Source organism: Microbulbifer sp. YPW16, from assembly GCF_021290385.1.
GTDB lineage: Bacteria > Pseudomonadota > Gammaproteobacteria > Pseudomonadales > Cellvibrionaceae > Microbulbifer > Microbulbifer zhoushanensis.
The window spans coordinates 1,005,471-1,020,869 of sequence record NZ_CP089928.1; the positions used below are offsets into that span (position 1 = coordinate 1,005,471).

The following is a 15,399-nucleotide window of genomic DNA, read 5'->3' on the forward strand; positions in this document are numbered from 1 at the left end:
CGTATAAGCACAAGAATCCCTGTATCCCAGACAGTACGCAAGGTTAAGGAAGTCGCATGTCCGCTATGTTGAGGGCCGAGAGCCTCTCTCACCGGGTACCCACCAGTGAGGGCCCACTGACCCTATTAAATAATATTTCCCTGCAATTGGCCCGCGGCGAGAGTCTGGCCATCACCGGCGCGTCCGGCTCCGGCAAGTCCACCCTACTGGGCCTGCTGGCGGGACTGGACCGGCCCACCGAAGGCAGGATCTGGCTGGCGGGCGATGAGATCACAGCCATGGACGAGGAGCAACGGGCAGCGGTCAGGGCCCGCTGCGTGGGCTTTGTGTTCCAGACATTCCAGCTACTGCCGGGCCTTACCGCCCAGGAAAATGTGATGCTGCCCAGCGAACTGCGGGGCGACCGCAACGCCGCCGGGCGCGCCGCCGAGTTCCTCGGGCGCGTAGGCCTGGAGCATCGCCTGGGCCACTATCCCCGGCAGCTATCCGGGGGCGAGCAACAGCGGGTGGCCATTGCCCGCGCGTTCGCCAGCTTCTCCGGTAACGATGGCATCCTGTTTGCCGATGAACCCACCGGCAGTCTGGATGCCGGCAACGGCGAGAAGGTGATCGACCTGCTGTTCGAGCTCAATGCCGAATCCGCCACCACCCTGGTACTGGTCACCCACGAACAGCGCCTGGCAGAGCGCTGCCATTCCCACCTGCGCATGGCCGCCGGGGAGATCCAGGGCGCCGACCTGCAACCGAGGGATGGCGGCAACCTGTCGGAGGTATCTGCCTGATGGCCGCGACCCCCACCCTGCCGCTGAAACTGCTCGGCCGCGACTGGCGCGGTGGCGAACTGGCCCTGATTGCCACCGCACTGGTGCTGGCAGTGGCCTGCGTAACGGCGATTGCGCACTTCAGTGACCGCCTGACCCGCGCCATGCATATCCAGTCGCAGACCTTCCTGGCGGCCGAACGGGTCGTCCGCAGCAGCAAGCCGGTCGATCCCGCATGGACCGATGAGGCCCGCGATCGCGGCCTGGAACGGGCCGAAACAGTATCTTTCGCATCCATGCTCTCCGCCGGCGAGCAGTTCCAGTTTGCCGCCATCAAGGCGGTCAGCGCCGGTTACCCGCTGGTGGGCCACCTGGAAATGCGCACCGCCGCCGATGCCCCCAGGGAGGTGGTGTCGCAGGGACCCGGCACTGGCGAGGTATGGCTGGAACCGCGCCTGCTGCCGCTGCTGGAACTGCAGATGGGCGACCGGCTGCAGGTGGGCGAGGCGGAACTGCTGGTAACCGGCCTGCTGGACCACGAACCCGACCGCAGCGACAACCTGTTTTCCATGGGCGCGCGGGTGATGATGAATATCGCCGACCTGCCCGCCACCAACATCATCCAGCCCGGCAGCCGCGTGCGCTACCGCTACCTGTTCGCCGGCGACGACGCGGCACTGGAGAGTTACTTCAAGTGGCTGGAGCCGCGCCTGACCGAGCACCAGCGGGTGATCGACCTGCGCGAGGGCCAGCCGCGGGTGGCCTCTGCGCTGGACCGGGCCGAGAGCTTCCTGTTCCTGGCTGGCAGCCTGGCCGTGCTGCTCGCCAGCGTGGCAGTGGGCCTGGCGGCGCGCCGCTACAGCCTGCGCCACACCGCCTACGTGGCGGTAATGAAAAGCCTGGGGGCGGGCCGCGCCAAGGTGCTGCAGATCTACATCGGCCAGCTGGTCGCCCTGGCATTGTGTGCCACTGTCGTCGGGCTGCTGATCGGGAGCCTGATCCAGGCCCAGGCGGTCAGCCTGATGGCCGATTTCTTCCCGGTGGAGCCGCCGCCCAGCAGCTGGAACCCGCTGCTGGTGGGCCTGGCTACCGGATTTGCCTGCGCCTTCGGTTTTGCCCTGCCGCCGTTGTTCCGGCTGGCCCGGACCGACCCCATGCAGACCCTGCGCCGCGACTGGAGCAATCCGGACCGGCGCGAATGGCTGGGCATGGTCATGGGGCCCACCAGTATGCTGCTCCTGATCTGGTGGCTGTCGGGCAGCCTGCCCATCACCCTGGCCCTGTTTGCCGGCATGGCCCTGCTGGTGGGTGGCAGCGCGCTGGTGAACCAGCTGCTGGTGCGCGGCCAGCTGGCCTCCCTGGGCGGCGCCTGGCGGATCGCGCTGGGCAGCCTGCAGCGGCGCGCGGCCTTCAATACCCTGCTGATCGCCGCATTTGGCACCGGCCTGCTGGCGATGCTGGCCCTGGTGTTCGCCCGCACCACGCTGATCGAAGAGTGGCGCATGCAGTTGCCAGAGAACGCCCCCAACCATTTCATGTTCAATATCGCTCCCCATGATGTGGAGCGACTGCAGGCATTGCTGGATGAGAACGGCATCGCGGCCACCGAAATCTATCCCATGGTCCGCGGCCGCCTGGTGGCCATCAACGATGTGCCGGCGACAGGGCGCGAGGAGCAGGCCGGGGCCCTGCGCCGCGAACTGAACCTGAGCTGGACCGAAAACCTGGCGCCGGATAACCGCATCGTCGCCGGTGATTGGTGGGACAGGGCTGATGAGGGCGTCTCCGTGGAGGTGGAACTGGCGGCGCGCCTGAACCTGGCCCTGGGCGACAAGCTGCGCTTCTCGATTGGCGGCCTGGAAGTCGAGACCCATATCGCCAGCCTGCGCTCGCTGGACTGGAACAGTATGCGGCCCAATTTCTACATGCTGTTCGCTCCCGGAACACTGGATGATTTCCCGGCCACCTATATCACCAGTTTTTACCTACCGGCAGACCAGAAACTGCTGGTCAACGACCTGGTACGCAATTTCCCCAGTGTCAGCCTGATCGAGCTGGACAAGATCATCGAGCGCATTCGCGACACCATCGGGCAGGTCTCCCTGGCCATTGAGTCGGTGATGGCGCTGATGCTGGTGGCCGGGGTCCTGGTGCTGATCTCCGGTGTGCGCTCCAGCATTGCCGAGCGCTTGCAGGAGGCGGCCATCATCCGCACACTCGGCGGCCGCCGCGGCCTGCTGCTGAAGAGCCTGGTGATCGAGTTCGGCCTCCTCGGCATCGCCGCCGGGCTGCTGGCCGCCATCGGCGCCGAGGCAACGCTGGCGGTACTGGCGATGCGGGTGTTCGAGTTGCCGTTCAGCCTGCACCCGCTGTTGTGGCTGGCCGGCCCCATTGCCGGCGCCCTGCTGGTGGGCATCGCCGGCACCCTGGCCTGCCGCAGCTCGGTCAGCCAGCCGCCGCTGAAAGTACTGCGCGAGCTGGCCTGATAACTGCCCTCCCCCGCGGCAGGGACCTGTCGACGCGACCTTACCGGCTCCCGCCGCGGTCGCGCCGCTGGTCCCTGCCGTGGGCTACTCCCGCAAAAACGGTACAATGTCGCCTTTGCCCCGGCGCGCCACGGGGTTGTCACTCACCACAATCATTGCTGTTTCTATGGATCTCGATTTCGATCGCAAGCATATCTGGCACCCCTACTCCTCACTGATCGCCCCTCCGCCGGTGTATCCGGTCGCCCGCGCCGAGGGTGTGCGTTTCTACCTGGAGGACGGTCGCGGCCTGATCGATGGCATGTCGTCCTGGTGGTGCGCCCTGCACGGCTATAACGTGCCGGAACTCAACCGCGCCGCCCGTGAGCAGATGGAGAAGATGTCGCATGTGATGTTCGGTGGCCTCACCCACGAGCCGGCGATCGAGCTGTGCCGCAAGCTGGTGGACATCACCCCCGAGCCACTGCAGCGGGTCTTCCTCGCCGACTCCGGCTCGGTATCCGTGGAAGTGTCGATCAAGATGGCCCTGCAATACTGGCAGTCGCAGGGCAAGAGCGAAAAGAACCGGCTGCTGGCCCTGCGCAATGGCTATCACGGCGATACCTTCGGTGCCATGGCCACCTGCGACCCGGTCACCGGCATGCATCACCTGTTTGCCAGTCACCTCACCGGGCACCTGTTCGCGCCAGCGCCGGGTCCGCGATTCGAGGAACCGTGCAATGATGAGGATATCGCCGAACTGCGCCAGGTGATCGAGGAAAACCAACACCAGCTGGCGGCACTGATCCTGGAACCGATTGTCCAGGGCGCCGGCGGCATGCGGTTTTATTCGCCGGAGTACCTCCGGCGCGTGCGGGCACTCTGCGACGAGTTCGACCTGCTACTGATCGCCGATGAAATCGCCACCGGTTTCGGCCGCAGCGGCAAACTGTTCGCCTGTGAGCATGCCGGAATCAGCCCGGATATCCTTACCCTGGGCAAGGCCCTGACCGGCGGCACCATGACCCTCGCCGCCACCCTGTGCACCGACCGCGTCGCCGAGGGGATCTGCCGCGGCGAGGCGGGTGTATTCATGCACGGCCCCACATTCATGGGTAACCCGCTGGCCTGTGCGGTCTCCAATGCCAGCATCGACCTGCTGCTCGCCGGCCCCTGGCAGGAACGGGTCAGCGCAATCGAGAACCAACTGCGCGACGAACTGGCCCCGCTGGCCGACAACAGCGCCGTCCAGGACGTGCGCAGCCTCGGCGCTATCGGTGTAGTGGAAATGCGCGAGCCGGTAGACATGCAGCGGGTACAGGAGGCCCTGATCGAACGCGGCGTATGGCTACGCCCGTTCGGCCGTATGGTGTACGCCATGCCGCCATATATCATCGAGCGCGAGGAGCTCAGCCAGCTGACCACAGCGATGGTGGAAGTACTGGGCCGGCAGCAGGCCTGATCGTCCAGCAACCCGATATTACAAATCGCCCGCGGGAGCCTGGAAGCAGGCTCCTGCAGCAATAAGATTCGTTTGATTGAGTGAACCGAGTGCAGCCGCTATTACAAATCGCCGACCTGGAATGCCGTTATGGAAAGCGGGTGATCCTGGAAGCCGTTTCCCTCACCCTGCACCAGGGGGAGATCGGCTGCCTGCTGGGCCCCAGTGGCTGCGGCAAGACCACACTGCTGCATGCCATTGCCGGCTTCCAGCCCATTTTCCACGGCAGCATCTCCCTGGATGGAGAGGTCATCTCCACTCCCACCGCGGCCCTGCCGCCGGAGAAACGCCAGGTGGGCGTGGTATTCCAGGACTACGCCCTCTTCCCGCACCTGTCCGTCGCCGGTAACCTGGCTTTCGGACTGGCGGGGATGCCCCGGGCGGAACAGCGGGCCCGCGTCGAGGAAATGCTGGAGCTTGTGCACCTGCAGGAATACGCCGGCCACTTCCCCCACCAGCTGTCCGGTGGCCAGCAGCAGCGCGTGGCACTGGCCCGGGCCCTGGCACCACGCCCGCGGCTGCTGTTGATGGACGAGCCGTTCTCCAACCTGGATACCGAGCTGCGGCGCAGTCTTGCCAGGGAGGTGCGCCATATCCTGCGCGAAACCGGCACCTCGGCACTGATCGTCACCCACGACCGCAGCGAGGCGTTTATTGCCGGGGACCGGATCGGGGTTATTACCCATGGGCGCCTGCAGCAATGGGATACACCGGAAACTGTTTACCGCACACCGGCCACCACCGGGGTGGCGCGGATCGTCGGCGAGGGCAACCTGCTCCGGGGCAAGGTGGTGCAGCCAGGGCTGGTGGATACGGAACTGGGACAGGTGGAGATCCGTGATACCGACCGGCCCGCTGGTTCCCACGTGGATATTTTCGCCCGCAGCGGCGACCTGGTCGCGGGCGAGCACCACCGCGCAGTCACGGTACAGGTGGTGGAAAAGCACTTTCTCGGCGACAGCGCCCTGTATCGCTTCCGGCTGCCGGGCGGTCGCACCATTGAGGCCAACCTGGAAAGCCCGGTGGACATTGCACCAGGCCAGGAAATCGCCCTGCGCATGGAAGGCCCACTGGTATTTGCCCGGGGCCGCGGCCACACCTGAGCGCCGGCCAGTCTCGCTACAGTGCCGGGGCCTCGGTCTCCCGCAGCAACTCCGGCCCGGCCGCCCGCCCCTTCCGTCCCATTGAGCGGCTGAGCAGGATCACCGGCAGCAGCCCCACCAGCACGATCATCAGCGCGCCCAATGCCGAGCGCTCCAGCATCTCGTCAGAGGCGAACTGGTAAACATAGGTAGCCAGGGTCTCAAAGCCGAACGGGCGCAGCAGCAGGGTTGCCGGCAGTTCTTTCATGCAGTCGACGAACACCACCAATGCACCGCTCAGCAGTCCCGCGCGCACCAGCGGCAGGTGCACATACCACAGGGTCTGCCAGCTATTGCGGCCCAGGGCCCGGGCGGCCCGATCCATCGACGGGGTGACTTTCTCCAGGCTGGTTTCCGCCGCCCCGGCCGAGACCGCGAGGAAGCGCGCCGTGTAGGCAAACAGGATGGCGAACACCGTGCCGCTCAGGAGCAGGCCCGTGGAAACCCCGAACTGGCTGCGCATAAACGCATCCAGTGTGTTGTCGAAAGCCCCCAGCGGAATCAGCACCCCGATCGCCATCACTGCGCCGGGCATGGCGTAGCCCAGCCGCGCGAAGCTGACCAGTACCCTGACCGCGCGGGTGGGAAACAGGCGCTTGCCGTAAGCCAGTATAAGCCCCAGCAGGGCGGTGCAGGCAGCGGCCCCGGCCGACAGCGCAAAACTGTTGCCCGCGATGCCGATAAAATCATCCGTCCAGTAACTGGCAAAATTCCCCAGGGCATAACTGCCCAACACCAGCAGCGGCACACCGAAGCCGGCGACAAGGAGCAGCAGGCAGAAACCACACGCCAGCCAGGCGCCACTTGCGCGCAGCCGATAGGTATCTTCGTTGCGCGCGGGCGATTGCACATAGTGCCGCTGGCGCGCCCGGCCGAGCCGTTCCAGCGAGATCAGCAACACCACAAACACCAGCGTACTGCAGGCAATCTGCGCCGCCCCGCCCAGGTTGCCGCGGCTGAGCCAGGTATCGTAGATCCCCACACTCAGGGTGCGCACCGCAAAAAAGTCCACCGTACCGAAGTCGTTCAGGGTTTCCATCAGTACCAGGGACAGGCCCACGGCGATGGCCGGTCGCGCCATCGGCAGGGATACCCGCAGGAAACTCTGCCAGGGAGAACAGCCGAGGGCCCGGCTGGCCGCGCGGATACTGCCGCACTGTTCCAGGAAGGCCGCGCGCGCGAGCATGTAGACATAGGGATAGAGCACCAGTGACAACATGGCGATGGCGCCGCCCATGCTGCGGATCTCCGGGAACCAGTAGTCCCGCGCCGTCTGCCAGCCAAACCAGTCACGCAGGGCCCCCTGTACCGGCCCGGCGTACTCCAGCAAGTCGGTGTACACGTAAGCAATAACATAGGCGGGCACGGCGAATGGCAACAGTAACGCCCACTCGAAAAAGCCGCGCCCGGGAAACCGGCACATGGTCACCAGCCAGGCCGCGCCCACCCCGGTCACCAGGGTGAAGAAGCCCACTCCCGCCGCCAACACCAGGGTCTCGGACACATAGTGGAAGAACACCGTTTCCAGCAGGTGCGGCCAGATATTCTCCTCGGGAAAAAACGCCAGCCAGAATATCGCCAGCACCGGAAGTGCCACCAGCAGCGCCACCGCGGCCACGAGCACCAGCCAGCTCCGGCCAGAGGCATCGGCCCCGGCGGCGGAGAAATTATTCTGCATGTTCACCATACGCAAAAAGCGCGACCCGCCCGGGCCGCGCTTCCATCATCTGACAGCTTATATCGCCGGCCCGTGGACCGGCACCTTGTCCAAACTAAAAGTCAAAACCGACTTCATCCACCAACTTTGACGCGGTGGGCACATGGGAGCCGATTTCCGTCAGGCTGATATCGTCTTCCTTGAACTCACCCATATACTGGTTGATGAGGTCGGAGCGCTGCGTCCCCGGACGCACCGGGAACTCGAAGTTCTTCTCCGCATACAGGTACTGGGCCTGCTCGCCGGAGAGGAATTCCAGCAGCTTGACCGCATTGTCGCGGTTGGGCGCATACTTGGTCAGCGCCGCACCGGAGATAAACATATGGGTACCGCGGTCTTCCTGGTTGGGGAACACCAGGTTGACAGACTTCGCCCAGTCCACCTGCTCCGGCTCCTCTTTGTTGGTGATCATCTTGCCGAAGTAGTAGCTGTTGCCCAGCGACAGGTCACAGACACCCTCACTGATGGCCTTTACCTGGGCGCGATCGTTACCCTGCGGCTTGCGCGCCAGGTTCGCCTTGAGACCCTCCAGCCATTTTTTGGTCTCTTTCTCCCCATGGTGGGCAATCATGGAGGCAAACAGGGACAGGTTGTAGGGGTGCTTGCCACTGCGAGTACAGATACGGCCTTTCCACTTCGGGTCCGCCAGTTCCTCGTAGCGGGTAATCTCCCCCGGCTTGACCCGGTCCTTGGAGGCATAAATCAAGCGCGCGCGGGTGGTCAGCCCGAACCAGTGGTCCTCCCGGTCCCGGAACTGGGCCGGTATATTCTCCTCCAGCACTTCCGATTCAACGGGCTGGGTCAGCCCCTTGTCCACCAGCTCCACCAGGTTACTGGTATTGGAGGTCAGCACCAGGTCCGCGGGGCTGTTGCGCCCCTCGCGCTGCAGGCGCTCATTGAGTCCCTTGCTGGCGTAGACCACACGGGTTTCGATACCGGTCTCTTCGGTGAACCTGTCCAGCACCGGCTCGATCAGGAACGGCTGGCGATATGAGTAAATATTGACCTGCTCGGCGGCAACGCTGCCCATGGCAACGCCCAGGGCCACCGCTGCGGTGGTAAGACGGCAGAAAACACGCGCGATCATCCAATGTCCCTTTTACTGTTTGTGGATACAGTGACGGCACTGCACTTTGAGAAGGATTCTCATTTCTAATGAAGCCAAAGTCAACTTTCGCCTGCCCCGGCACCGCGAGCCGGGAAATTTTCCTGCAAAGTCGCATATTTCAACCTATGCTTTGAATCACAACACCGAACGCTAACCCCTGAACCCGAGGAGACGATATGAACCGCTATTTGCCCCTGCTGGCTCTGGCACTGCCCCTGGCCCTCGGCGGGTGTGGCCCCAAAGAGGAAGCCGAGACCGAAAGCGAGACCATTGAGTTCGAGAGGGAAACCCCGGCTGAAAGCACTTCCGACATGGATGCTGGCGGCACCTCTGATATGGACAGCATGCCCGAGTCTGACCAATCCCAGGACATGCCCGGTGACGCCACCTCGCCCGACGACCAGGAAACCACCGGCCCGCAAATGGGAGATACCTCAGAGGTGGAGGTCTGTACCGACCAATGGTTTGTCTGGCTGAACCAGAAAGTCATGGCCATGCCGGACAAGAAAGCCAAACTGGACGAGATGCACCCCGACGGCCCGCCAGAAGTCGGCAGTGATGAATGGTTCGTGGCCATGGACAAACTCACCGGTGGCGATGGCGCCCACGGCCCGGATGGCGGCAGCGATGAGTGGTGTAGCATGATGGAGAGCCGCTTCGACAAGATGCCGGACTCCTACTGACAGACGCCCGCCCCGCCCGGGGCGATCCGGCATTGCCCGGCCGGGGTTGCCATGCGCATCCCCGGCTCCCCTGCACGCAGGAGGATTCCATGAACCCGTTGAGAAGCCTGCTGGTGGCCGCTCTCTTTGCTTCGGCTTCAATGCCGCATGCACTCGCCGCAGATGAAGATGAGGAAAAACCACCACCCGGAGCCATGGCCCTTTCCACAGTGCTTACACAGCTGGAACAGCAGGGCTACACTCCCATCATCGAAGTCTCGCTCAGCGATGAGCGCTGGGAAGTGGAGGCCTATAAAACCGGCGAGAAACGTGAGCTTGAGGTGGACCCGAATTCCGGCGAAATTCTTTCCGACAAGCCCGCTGACTGAAACCCTCCCGCCGCGTTCGCGGCGGGCTCCCTCCCCCTGATTGCTCGTCACTCCCCGGTCAACGCCTCTGGTCACTAGGATTAAGCTCCTGCGGCGCATACCTCGCCGTACCTGGTATTGCTGGTAAATTTCTCTCTGCAGACAGGCGTCAGCCCCAAATAATATTTCCGGTAAATTCCTGTTGGAATTCGCCGCGGCGCACATTACCAATCATATATTTTCCAGTTGGTTCGGAGTGCGCTATGAGCCTGTTGTCCGGAATCCTGCCCAGCATCCTGCTCACCGGGGGGCTCACCATGCCCATCCCCCCGGATCCGCAGGTCGAACCCAACATCAACCTGTATGACAGCGAGGACCTGTACGGGGACGAACCCGATGTAATCGCACTGGAAGTTTCCACCGTGCGCCAGCGACTGCGGTCGCTGGGTTACCACCCGATCACCTCGATGGAATTCGAGAACGGCCGCTGGTCGATTATCGCCTATCGCGGCGATCGCGCCCGCCACCTGCGGGTGGAGCCCAATACCGGCTGGGTGCTGTCTGACCGGCCCGCCGACGGGCGCTGACCGGTCACAGGAAACTCGCGCAATCACATCGGCGCCTTTACTCAGCCTGCCGGTGACAACCCCAGCCCGCTATCAAACGGCTTGCTGGCCAGGTTCCGCGCATACTCGAGGAAGCTCCGGGCCGCCGGGGACAGTGGGCGCGAGTGACGCCGCGCCAGGTACCAGCGCGTATCGATTGGCAATTGCTGCACATCCAGTACTGCCAGCCCCGCACTGCCACCAAAAGCCAGCGTGTGTTCGGACAGGATGGACACACCGAGTCCCGACATGACCGCGTGCTTGATCGCTTCGTTGCTCTCGATGGTCATGCGCACATTGAGTTCCTCACCCTCGCGCTCCAGGAATCGCTCGATCGCATGCCGGGTACCCGAGCCCTCCTCCCGGCGCAGGAACGGGAGCCCGGCGAACTCCGCCAGCGGGATATCCTTCTTGCCCGCCAGGGGATGGTTTTCCGGGGCGATGGCAACCAGCCGGTTGGGCAGGAACTCCACCAGTTCCAGGTCCGGGTTATCCGGCGGATGGCTGAATACATAGAAGTCATCCTCGTCCTCGGCGGTCCGCGCGATGATCTGGCGCCGGTTGCCCACGCGAAAGCGGATATCCAGCTGCGGGTGCTGGTCGTAAAACTCACCGATCAGGTGGGGGATAAAGTATTTCGCCGTGGTCACCACCGCCAGGTGCAGGCTGCCCGTCTCCAGCCCGCGCAGGTTCGCCAGCTTCAGGTCCAGGTATTCATAGCAGCGCAGTATCTCGCGGGCGCTCTCCACCAGGGCCAGCCCCGCCTCGGTAAAACGCAACTGCCTGCCCACCGAATAGTAGAGTGGCAGGCCCACTGCATCGGCCAGCTTGGCCAGCTGCATGGAGACACTGGGCTGGGTCAGGTGCAGCTGGCGCGCGGCGGCACTGATACTGCGGTGCTCAAATACCACCAGGATGATTTCCAGCTGCCGCACGGTGCCGATATGGGCATGAACGCGGTGAGAGACCATTTGCCACCTATAATCAAAAGTCTATAGAAGGTATTTTAATTATCTATTTTTATCTATTAAAGCCCTTGTCGATAATGCGCGCCAATTCGGACACTGTGACAAGGGGGAACCATGACAAAAGCCCAACTCCTGTTTGGTATGGCCGTCGGCACGGCCGTGGCGGCACTGGGTATCACACTCAATGCGGCCGAGATCACCGGTAACGCCCTGGCAGGCACCGGCCTGCTGGTCCTGCTGGTCAATAGCGCATACTGGGCGCTGGAGCGCAGGGCCGCCCGGCCAGCGGCACCGGCCGGAGCCACCGTCCGCGATGGGGTGGCCTGAGCATGCAGCTGGATATCGTTGTCGGCTTCTTCATCCTGGGGGCCTTCGCCCAGCTGGTGCGCAGCGACCTGCGCCTGCCGGAGAGTCTCTACAAGTCCTGCGTGATCTTCCTGTTGCTGGCCATCGGCCTGAAAGGCGGCGCCGCCCTCAGCAAGTCACCCATCACAACCCTGCTGCCGCAATCCATGGCGGTGGTGGCCTTTGGCGCCCTGCTGCCCCTGGTGGCATTCCCGATCCTCCGCTATATCGGCCGCTGGTCGCGGATCGATGCCGCCGCCACCGCAGCGCACTATGGCTCGGTGAGCGTCGCCACCTATGCCGTGGCGATTGCCCTGCTGGAGAGCCGCGGGGTCGACTACGAGGCCTACTTCCCGCTGTTCGTGGCCCTGCTGGAAGTACCGGCCATCATTATCGGCATCCTGCTGGCAGGGACAGCTGCAACCAGTAGCGGCGGCGCCAGCCGGGGCGCGGACTGGGGCAAGATCATCCGTGAGATATTCCTCAACCAGGGTGTGCTCCTGCTACTCGGAGGCATCGCCATCGGCGCCTGGGCCGGCGACCGCACCGTATCGGTGATGCCCTTCTTCGGCGACCTGTTCCACGGCGTGCTGGCGCTGTTCCTGCTGGAGATGGGCCGGGTGGCAGCGGAGCGCCTGCCCACTATCCGCCGGCAGGGCGCCTTCCTGCTCAGCTTCGGCGTACTGATGCCGCTGCTCGGCGCCGCCGGGGGGGCCGCCCTCGCCGGCCTGCTGGGCCTGAGCCCCGGCGGCATCGTGCTGCTGGCGGTGCTCGGCAGCAGCGCCTCCTACATTGCCGTGCCGGCAGCCATGGCGGTGGCACTGCCTCAGGCCAACGCCAGCCTGTCGATCACCCTGTCACTGGCAATCACTTTTCCCTTCAACGTGCTGGTGGCCATCCCGGCCTACCTGGCACTGGTCCAACACTGGAGTTAACGCAACGTGGAAATAATCAATTTTGAAAAGGTCATGATCGTGATGGGCTCCCGTTCCGACTGGCCCACCATGAAGAATGCGACCCTGCCACTCACCGACCTGGAAGTTCCCCACGCTGCGGCTGTCGTGTCCGCGCACCGCACGCCCCACCGGATGGTGGAATTTGCCGAGCGTGCCCGGGATGCCGGCACCCAGGTCATCATCGCCGGTGCCGGTGGCTCGGCTCACCTGCCCGGCATGATCGCCGCACTCAGCCCGCTGCCGGTGATTGCCGTACCGGTGGAAAGCAAATTCATGACCGGGATGGATAGCCTCCTGTCCATCGTGCAAATGCCAAAAGGCATCGCCGTCGCCACACAGGCGGTGGGGAACTCTGGCGCGTTCAATGCCGGGCTGATGGCCGCACAGATGCTGTCGCTTGCCGATCAGCAACTGGCAGAGCGTCTCGTCGCCTGGCGGGAAAAGCAGAGCGCACAGGTACCGCTGGAGGTCGAATAATCATGAACCACCGTGTCGGGATTATCGGTTGCGGACAGCTGGCCCGGATGATGGCTCAGGAGGGCCAGGCACTCGGGCTGGAATTCGCTTTCATTGCGCTGGGAAAGGAAAATGTCACCTGTGTGAAAGGCCTCGGGGAAATCGTCCGGGCAGGTGAAGCCCCCGATCCCGCGGCGCTGTACCAGGCCCTTGGCTCCCCGGAAGTAATCACCACCGAGCGCGAGGATGTGCCCCTCGACCTGCTGCGCGCGCTGGAAGATTTCTGTCCGGTTTACCCGCGTCCGGATGCCGTGGCCAAGACCCAGCACCGCCTGCGGGAAAAACTCTCACTGCTGGAATCTGGGATTCCCGTCGCACCATTTCTCCCCGCCGGGGACGCCCACGAAATCAGCCGGGCAATCCGTTACCTCGGCTACCCGGCGTTTATCAAGGCCTGCGAAAGCGGCTATGACGGCAAGAACCAGTGGCGTATCGATAGTCCGGCGCAGCTGGAAAAAATTCGCGGCGAGATTGGCAACCTGCCCTGCGTGGTGGAAAAAGGCGTGCCCTTCACGCGCGAGGTTTCCATCATTGGCGTACGCAGCGCCAGCGGCGAGACCCGCACCTACGCCATGGCCGAAAACCTGCATGTGAACGGCACCCTGCTGGTCTCACGGGCACCGGTGCCACAGCGGGACGATGAACAGCTGGATACCGCACACCGCTACCTGGAAACACTGCTGCGGGACTGGGACTATGTGGGCGTGCTCGCCATGGAATGCTTTGTCACCGCTTCCGGTGTGCTGGTCAACGAGCTGGCCCCGCGGGTCCACAACAGTGGCCACTGGAGCCTGGGCGGCGCCGCCACCAGCCAGTTTGCCAACCACCTGCGGGCGATACTGGATATGCCCCTGGGGGATACCCACTGCGATCGCCCGGCGGCCATGGTCAATATGCTCGGCATTGATACCGCTCCGGAGACACCCAACGAGGGTGTGTGGGTTTACGGAAAATCCCCGCGCCCGGGCCGCAAGCTGGGCCACGTCCTGCTGCTCGACGAGGTCAGTGCGCGCCTGGACCGGCGGGTGGAGCAGCTACTGGCGGAACTGTACCCAGAGCGGCAGACGCGGCTCGCGGCCAGCGCCTGAATACGCGGTAGATCCAAGCCCAGTATGGCCAAAACTTCAGCCATCCTCGGCCGGCGCCGCCGGCCGGGGATCGTCTTCCAGGACCGTATCCTCCCACATGGGTGAGCGGGTGCGGAATGCCGCCCGCGCAATCATATGGGCGCCGACGGGTACCGTAAGCAACAGGAACAGAATTGCTGCCACTGCCCGCGCAGTGACCTTTGCATCCTGGAAAAGGATCGCAACACCCGCCAGCAGCAGGCCACAGCACAGTGTGGCAGCCTTGCCCGATGTACTCATACGCATGTAAATATCCGGCATACGCACCAGCCCGAGAGCAGCGGTAAAGCCGAAGAAGCTGCCCCCGAGAATCAATGCCGCAATCAGCCATTCAGTGATCCACATCGTTTTTCCCCCTGTCAGTTTCGGGTTGCTCCCGCAACACACTGCGCTCCACGAAATGGGCAAACGCCACCGTCACCAGGAATGCCACCAATGCCAGCGCGATTGCCGCATCGAGGTACACCGCCCGTCCGGAAGCGATCGCCAGCAAAGCGCAGTAAGCCACAGCGAGGATATTCAGTACGTCCAGGGCGACTACGCGATCCGCCAGTGACGGCCCGCGGGCCAGGCGATAGAAACACAGGCCAAGCGCCAGCAGCAGCAGCCACGAGGCAATATTGGCCGCCAGCGCCAGCAGTGGCGACCTACCCTCCACAATAACTTCCAACATCAGTCGAGTACCTCCCTCACCCGCTTCTCCAGCCCCTCGCGAAGCTCCCGCCGGAACTGCTCTGGATCACCGACAAACATGGTGTGCACATACAGGGCGTTTGCCGTGGGCGAGACATCGAGGACCAGGGTACCGGGAGTCAGTGATATCAGCTGCGACAGCAGCAACACCTGGTTGCGCTCCCGCAATTCAACTGGCACACGGATTACCCGTGGCTGACTGCGCCGGACGGGCGAGAGCACCTCCCGTGCCGTGCGCCATCCAGACACCAGCAGCTCGCGCAGGAAATAAATGAGTAGTCCCAGGGCCTTTGGCAATCGCCGAAAGTAATCCCGTCCCCCGGTCTCAAGCGGGGACAGTGCCAGAGCTGCATAACCGATGGCGAAACCGGCCAGGAAATTCAGCAGTGAAGCGTTTCCAGTCAGGGCTGACCAGCTGATTGCCAACAGTATGTTTAAAAGGAAGAGCTTCATACCCCACTACCT

17 protein-coding genes are annotated in these 15,399 nt (G+C 63.7%); 11 read left to right on the forward strand and 6 right to left on the reverse strand.

Annotated features, from left to right (window positions below; translation table 11 throughout):
• Window positions 1–56: 56 nt before the first annotated feature.
• The 4 genes from LVE68_RS04390 to LVE68_RS04405 all read left to right on the forward strand — a co-directional run bounded on the left by LVE68_RS04390 (window position 57) and on the right by LVE68_RS04405 (window position 5,830).
• Entirely contained in the window at window positions 57–782 is a 726-nt protein-coding gene (locus LVE68_RS04390; protein WP_233005816.1) for an ABC transporter ATP-binding protein, read from the forward strand.
• Window positions 782–3,247: an ABC transporter permease gene (locus tag LVE68_RS04395; protein ID WP_233005817.1), complete on the forward strand. Its 2,466-nt coding sequence runs from the start codon at window positions 782–784 to the stop codon at window positions 3,245–3,247. The genes LVE68_RS04390 and LVE68_RS04395 overlap by 1 nt, the downstream gene beginning before the upstream one ends.
• Window positions 3,248–3,413: 166 nt before the next feature.
• Window positions 3,414–4,688 (forward strand): adenosylmethionine--8-amino-7-oxononanoate transaminase, encoded by a 1,275-nt coding sequence (gene bioA, locus LVE68_RS04400; protein ID WP_233005818.1) that lies wholly within the window; start codon window positions 3,414–3,416, stop codon window positions 4,686–4,688.
• Between the two features lie 80 nt (window positions 4,689–4,768).
• The gene (locus LVE68_RS04405) at window positions 4,769–5,830 is read left to right on the forward strand and encodes an ABC transporter ATP-binding protein (protein ID WP_233005819.1); all 1,062 of its coding nucleotides are present in this window, start codon (window positions 4,769–4,771) and stop codon (window positions 5,828–5,830) included.
• A gap of 16 nt (window positions 5,831–5,846) precedes the next feature.
• On the opposite strand, the gene LVE68_RS04410 is transcribed toward LVE68_RS04405, so the two are convergent.
• Window positions 5,847–7,547: an ABC transporter permease gene (locus LVE68_RS04410; RefSeq protein WP_233005820.1), complete on the reverse strand. Its 1,701-nt coding sequence runs from the start codon at window positions 7,545–7,547 to the stop codon at window positions 5,847–5,849.
• Between the two features lie 94 nt (window positions 7,548–7,641).
• Window positions 7,642–8,673 (reverse strand): Fe(3+) ABC transporter substrate-binding protein, encoded by a 1,032-nt coding sequence (locus tag LVE68_RS04415; RefSeq protein WP_233005821.1) that lies wholly within the window; start codon window positions 8,671–8,673, stop codon window positions 7,642–7,644.
• 197 nt (window positions 8,674–8,870) lie between these two features.
• On the opposite strand from LVE68_RS04415, the gene LVE68_RS04420 reads away from it, so the two are divergent.
• The 3 genes from LVE68_RS04420 (at window position 8,871) to LVE68_RS04430 (ending at window position 10,311) form a co-directional block, all read left to right on the forward strand.
• Complete coding sequence (locus LVE68_RS04420) at window positions 8,871–9,377, forward strand: hypothetical protein (protein ID WP_233005822.1); 507 nt, start codon at window positions 8,871–8,873, stop codon at window positions 9,375–9,377.
• An 89-nt stretch (window positions 9,378–9,466) separates the two neighbouring features.
• Complete coding sequence (locus LVE68_RS04425; RefSeq protein ID WP_233005823.1) at window positions 9,467–9,745, forward strand: PepSY domain-containing protein; 279 nt, start codon at window positions 9,467–9,469, stop codon at window positions 9,743–9,745.
• 242 nt (window positions 9,746–9,987) lie between these two features.
• Complete coding sequence (locus LVE68_RS04430) at window positions 9,988–10,311, forward strand: hypothetical protein (protein ID WP_233005824.1); 324 nt, start codon at window positions 9,988–9,990, stop codon at window positions 10,309–10,311.
• 41 nt (window positions 10,312–10,352) lie between these two features.
• Here LVE68_RS04430 and LVE68_RS04435 read toward each other — a convergent pair whose 3' ends face one another.
• Entirely contained in the window at window positions 10,353–11,300 is a 948-nt protein-coding gene (locus LVE68_RS04435; RefSeq protein ID WP_233005825.1) for a LysR family transcriptional regulator, read from the reverse strand.
• A 111-nt stretch (window positions 11,301–11,411) separates the two neighbouring features.
• Between LVE68_RS04435 and LVE68_RS04440 the strand changes: the two genes are divergently transcribed.
• The 4 genes from LVE68_RS04440 to LVE68_RS04455 are packed head-to-tail and all read left to right on the forward strand — an operon-like array spanning window position 11,412 to window position 14,202.
• A complete protein-coding gene (locus LVE68_RS04440; protein ID WP_233005826.1) occupies window positions 11,412–11,624 on the forward strand; it encodes a hypothetical protein in 213 nt (70 codons plus the stop codon).
• Between the two features lie 2 nt (window positions 11,625–11,626).
• A complete protein-coding gene (locus LVE68_RS04445) occupies window positions 11,627–12,577 on the forward strand; it encodes a sodium-dependent bicarbonate transport family permease (RefSeq protein ID WP_233005827.1) in 951 nt (316 codons plus the stop codon).
• A 33-nt stretch (window positions 12,578–12,610) separates the two neighbouring features.
• Window positions 12,611–13,075, forward strand: a complete 465-nt coding sequence (gene purE / locus LVE68_RS04450; protein WP_255774794.1) for a 5-(carboxyamino)imidazole ribonucleotide mutase — start codon at window positions 12,611–12,613, stop codon at window positions 13,073–13,075.
• A 2-nt stretch (window positions 13,076–13,077) separates the two neighbouring features.
• Window positions 13,078–14,202: a 5-(carboxyamino)imidazole ribonucleotide synthase gene (locus tag LVE68_RS04455; protein WP_233005829.1), complete on the forward strand. Its 1,125-nt coding sequence runs from the start codon at window positions 13,078–13,080 to the stop codon at window positions 14,200–14,202.
• Between the two features lie 36 nt (window positions 14,203–14,238).
• Here the strand turns inward: LVE68_RS04455 and mnhG are convergent, their stop codons facing one another.
• From mnhG to LVE68_RS04470, 3 genes are read right to left on the reverse strand one after another with little or no spacing between them, the layout of a single operon-like run.
• The gene (gene mnhG / locus LVE68_RS04460) at window positions 14,239–14,586 is read right to left on the reverse strand and encodes a monovalent cation/H(+) antiporter subunit G (protein ID WP_233005830.1); all 348 of its coding nucleotides are present in this window, start codon (window positions 14,584–14,586) and stop codon (window positions 14,239–14,241) included.
• Window positions 14,573–14,914: a monovalent cation/H+ antiporter complex subunit F gene (locus LVE68_RS04465; RefSeq protein ID WP_233005831.1), complete on the reverse strand. Its 342-nt coding sequence runs from the start codon at window positions 14,912–14,914 to the stop codon at window positions 14,573–14,575. Before LVE68_RS04465 ends, mnhG begins: the two co-directional genes overlap by 14 nt.
• Window positions 14,914–15,387, reverse strand: coding sequence for a Na+/H+ antiporter subunit E (locus tag LVE68_RS04470; RefSeq protein WP_233005832.1), 474 nt, complete (start codon window positions 15,385–15,387; stop codon window positions 14,914–14,916). The genes LVE68_RS04465 and LVE68_RS04470 overlap by 1 nt, the downstream gene beginning before the upstream one ends.
• Window positions 15,388–15,399: the final 12 nt, after the last annotated feature.

Bases quoted from the DNA above. Each gene is read 5' to 3' on its own strand.
- LVE68_RS04390 (WP_233005816.1), top strand. From the start codon at position 57: ATGTCCGCTATGTTGAGGGCCGAGAGCCTCTCTCACCGGGTACCCACC.
- LVE68_RS04395 (WP_233005817.1), top strand. From the start codon at position 782: ATGGCCGCGACCCCCACCCTGCCGCTGAAACTGCTCGGCCGCGACTGG.
- bioA (WP_233005818.1), top strand. From the start codon at position 3,414: ATGGATCTCGATTTCGATCGCAAGCATATCTGGCACCCCTACTCCTCA.
- LVE68_RS04410 (WP_233005820.1), bottom strand. From the start codon at position 7,547: ATGCAGAATAATTTCTCCGCCGCCGGGGCCGATGCCTCTGGCCGGAGC.
- LVE68_RS04415 (WP_233005821.1), bottom strand. From the start codon at position 8,673: ATGATCGCGCGTGTTTTCTGCCGTCTTACCACCGCAGCGGTGGCCCTG.
- LVE68_RS04420 (WP_233005822.1), top strand. From the start codon at position 8,871: ATGAACCGCTATTTGCCCCTGCTGGCTCTGGCACTGCCCCTGGCCCTC.
- LVE68_RS04425 (WP_233005823.1), top strand. From the start codon at position 9,467: ATGAACCCGTTGAGAAGCCTGCTGGTGGCCGCTCTCTTTGCTTCGGCT.
- LVE68_RS04430 (WP_233005824.1), top strand. From the start codon at position 9,988: ATGAGCCTGTTGTCCGGAATCCTGCCCAGCATCCTGCTCACCGGGGGG.
- LVE68_RS04435 (WP_233005825.1), bottom strand. From the start codon at position 11,300: ATGGTCTCTCACCGCGTTCATGCCCATATCGGCACCGTGCGGCAGCTG.
- LVE68_RS04440 (WP_233005826.1), top strand. From the start codon at position 11,412: ATGACAAAAGCCCAACTCCTGTTTGGTATGGCCGTCGGCACGGCCGTG.
- LVE68_RS04445 (WP_233005827.1), top strand. From the start codon at position 11,627: ATGCAGCTGGATATCGTTGTCGGCTTCTTCATCCTGGGGGCCTTCGCC.
- purE (WP_255774794.1), top strand. From the start codon at position 12,611: ATGATCGTGATGGGCTCCCGTTCCGACTGGCCCACCATGAAGAATGCG.
- LVE68_RS04455 (WP_233005829.1), top strand. From the start codon at position 13,078: ATGAACCACCGTGTCGGGATTATCGGTTGCGGACAGCTGGCCCGGATG.
- mnhG (WP_233005830.1), bottom strand. From the start codon at position 14,586: ATGTGGATCACTGAATGGCTGATTGCGGCATTGATTCTCGGGGGCAGC.
- LVE68_RS04465 (WP_233005831.1), bottom strand. From the start codon at position 14,914: ATGTTGGAAGTTATTGTGGAGGGTAGGTCGCCACTGCTGGCGCTGGCG.
- LVE68_RS04470 (WP_233005832.1), bottom strand. From the start codon at position 15,387: ATGAAGCTCTTCCTTTTAAACATACTGTTGGCAATCAGCTGGTCAGCC.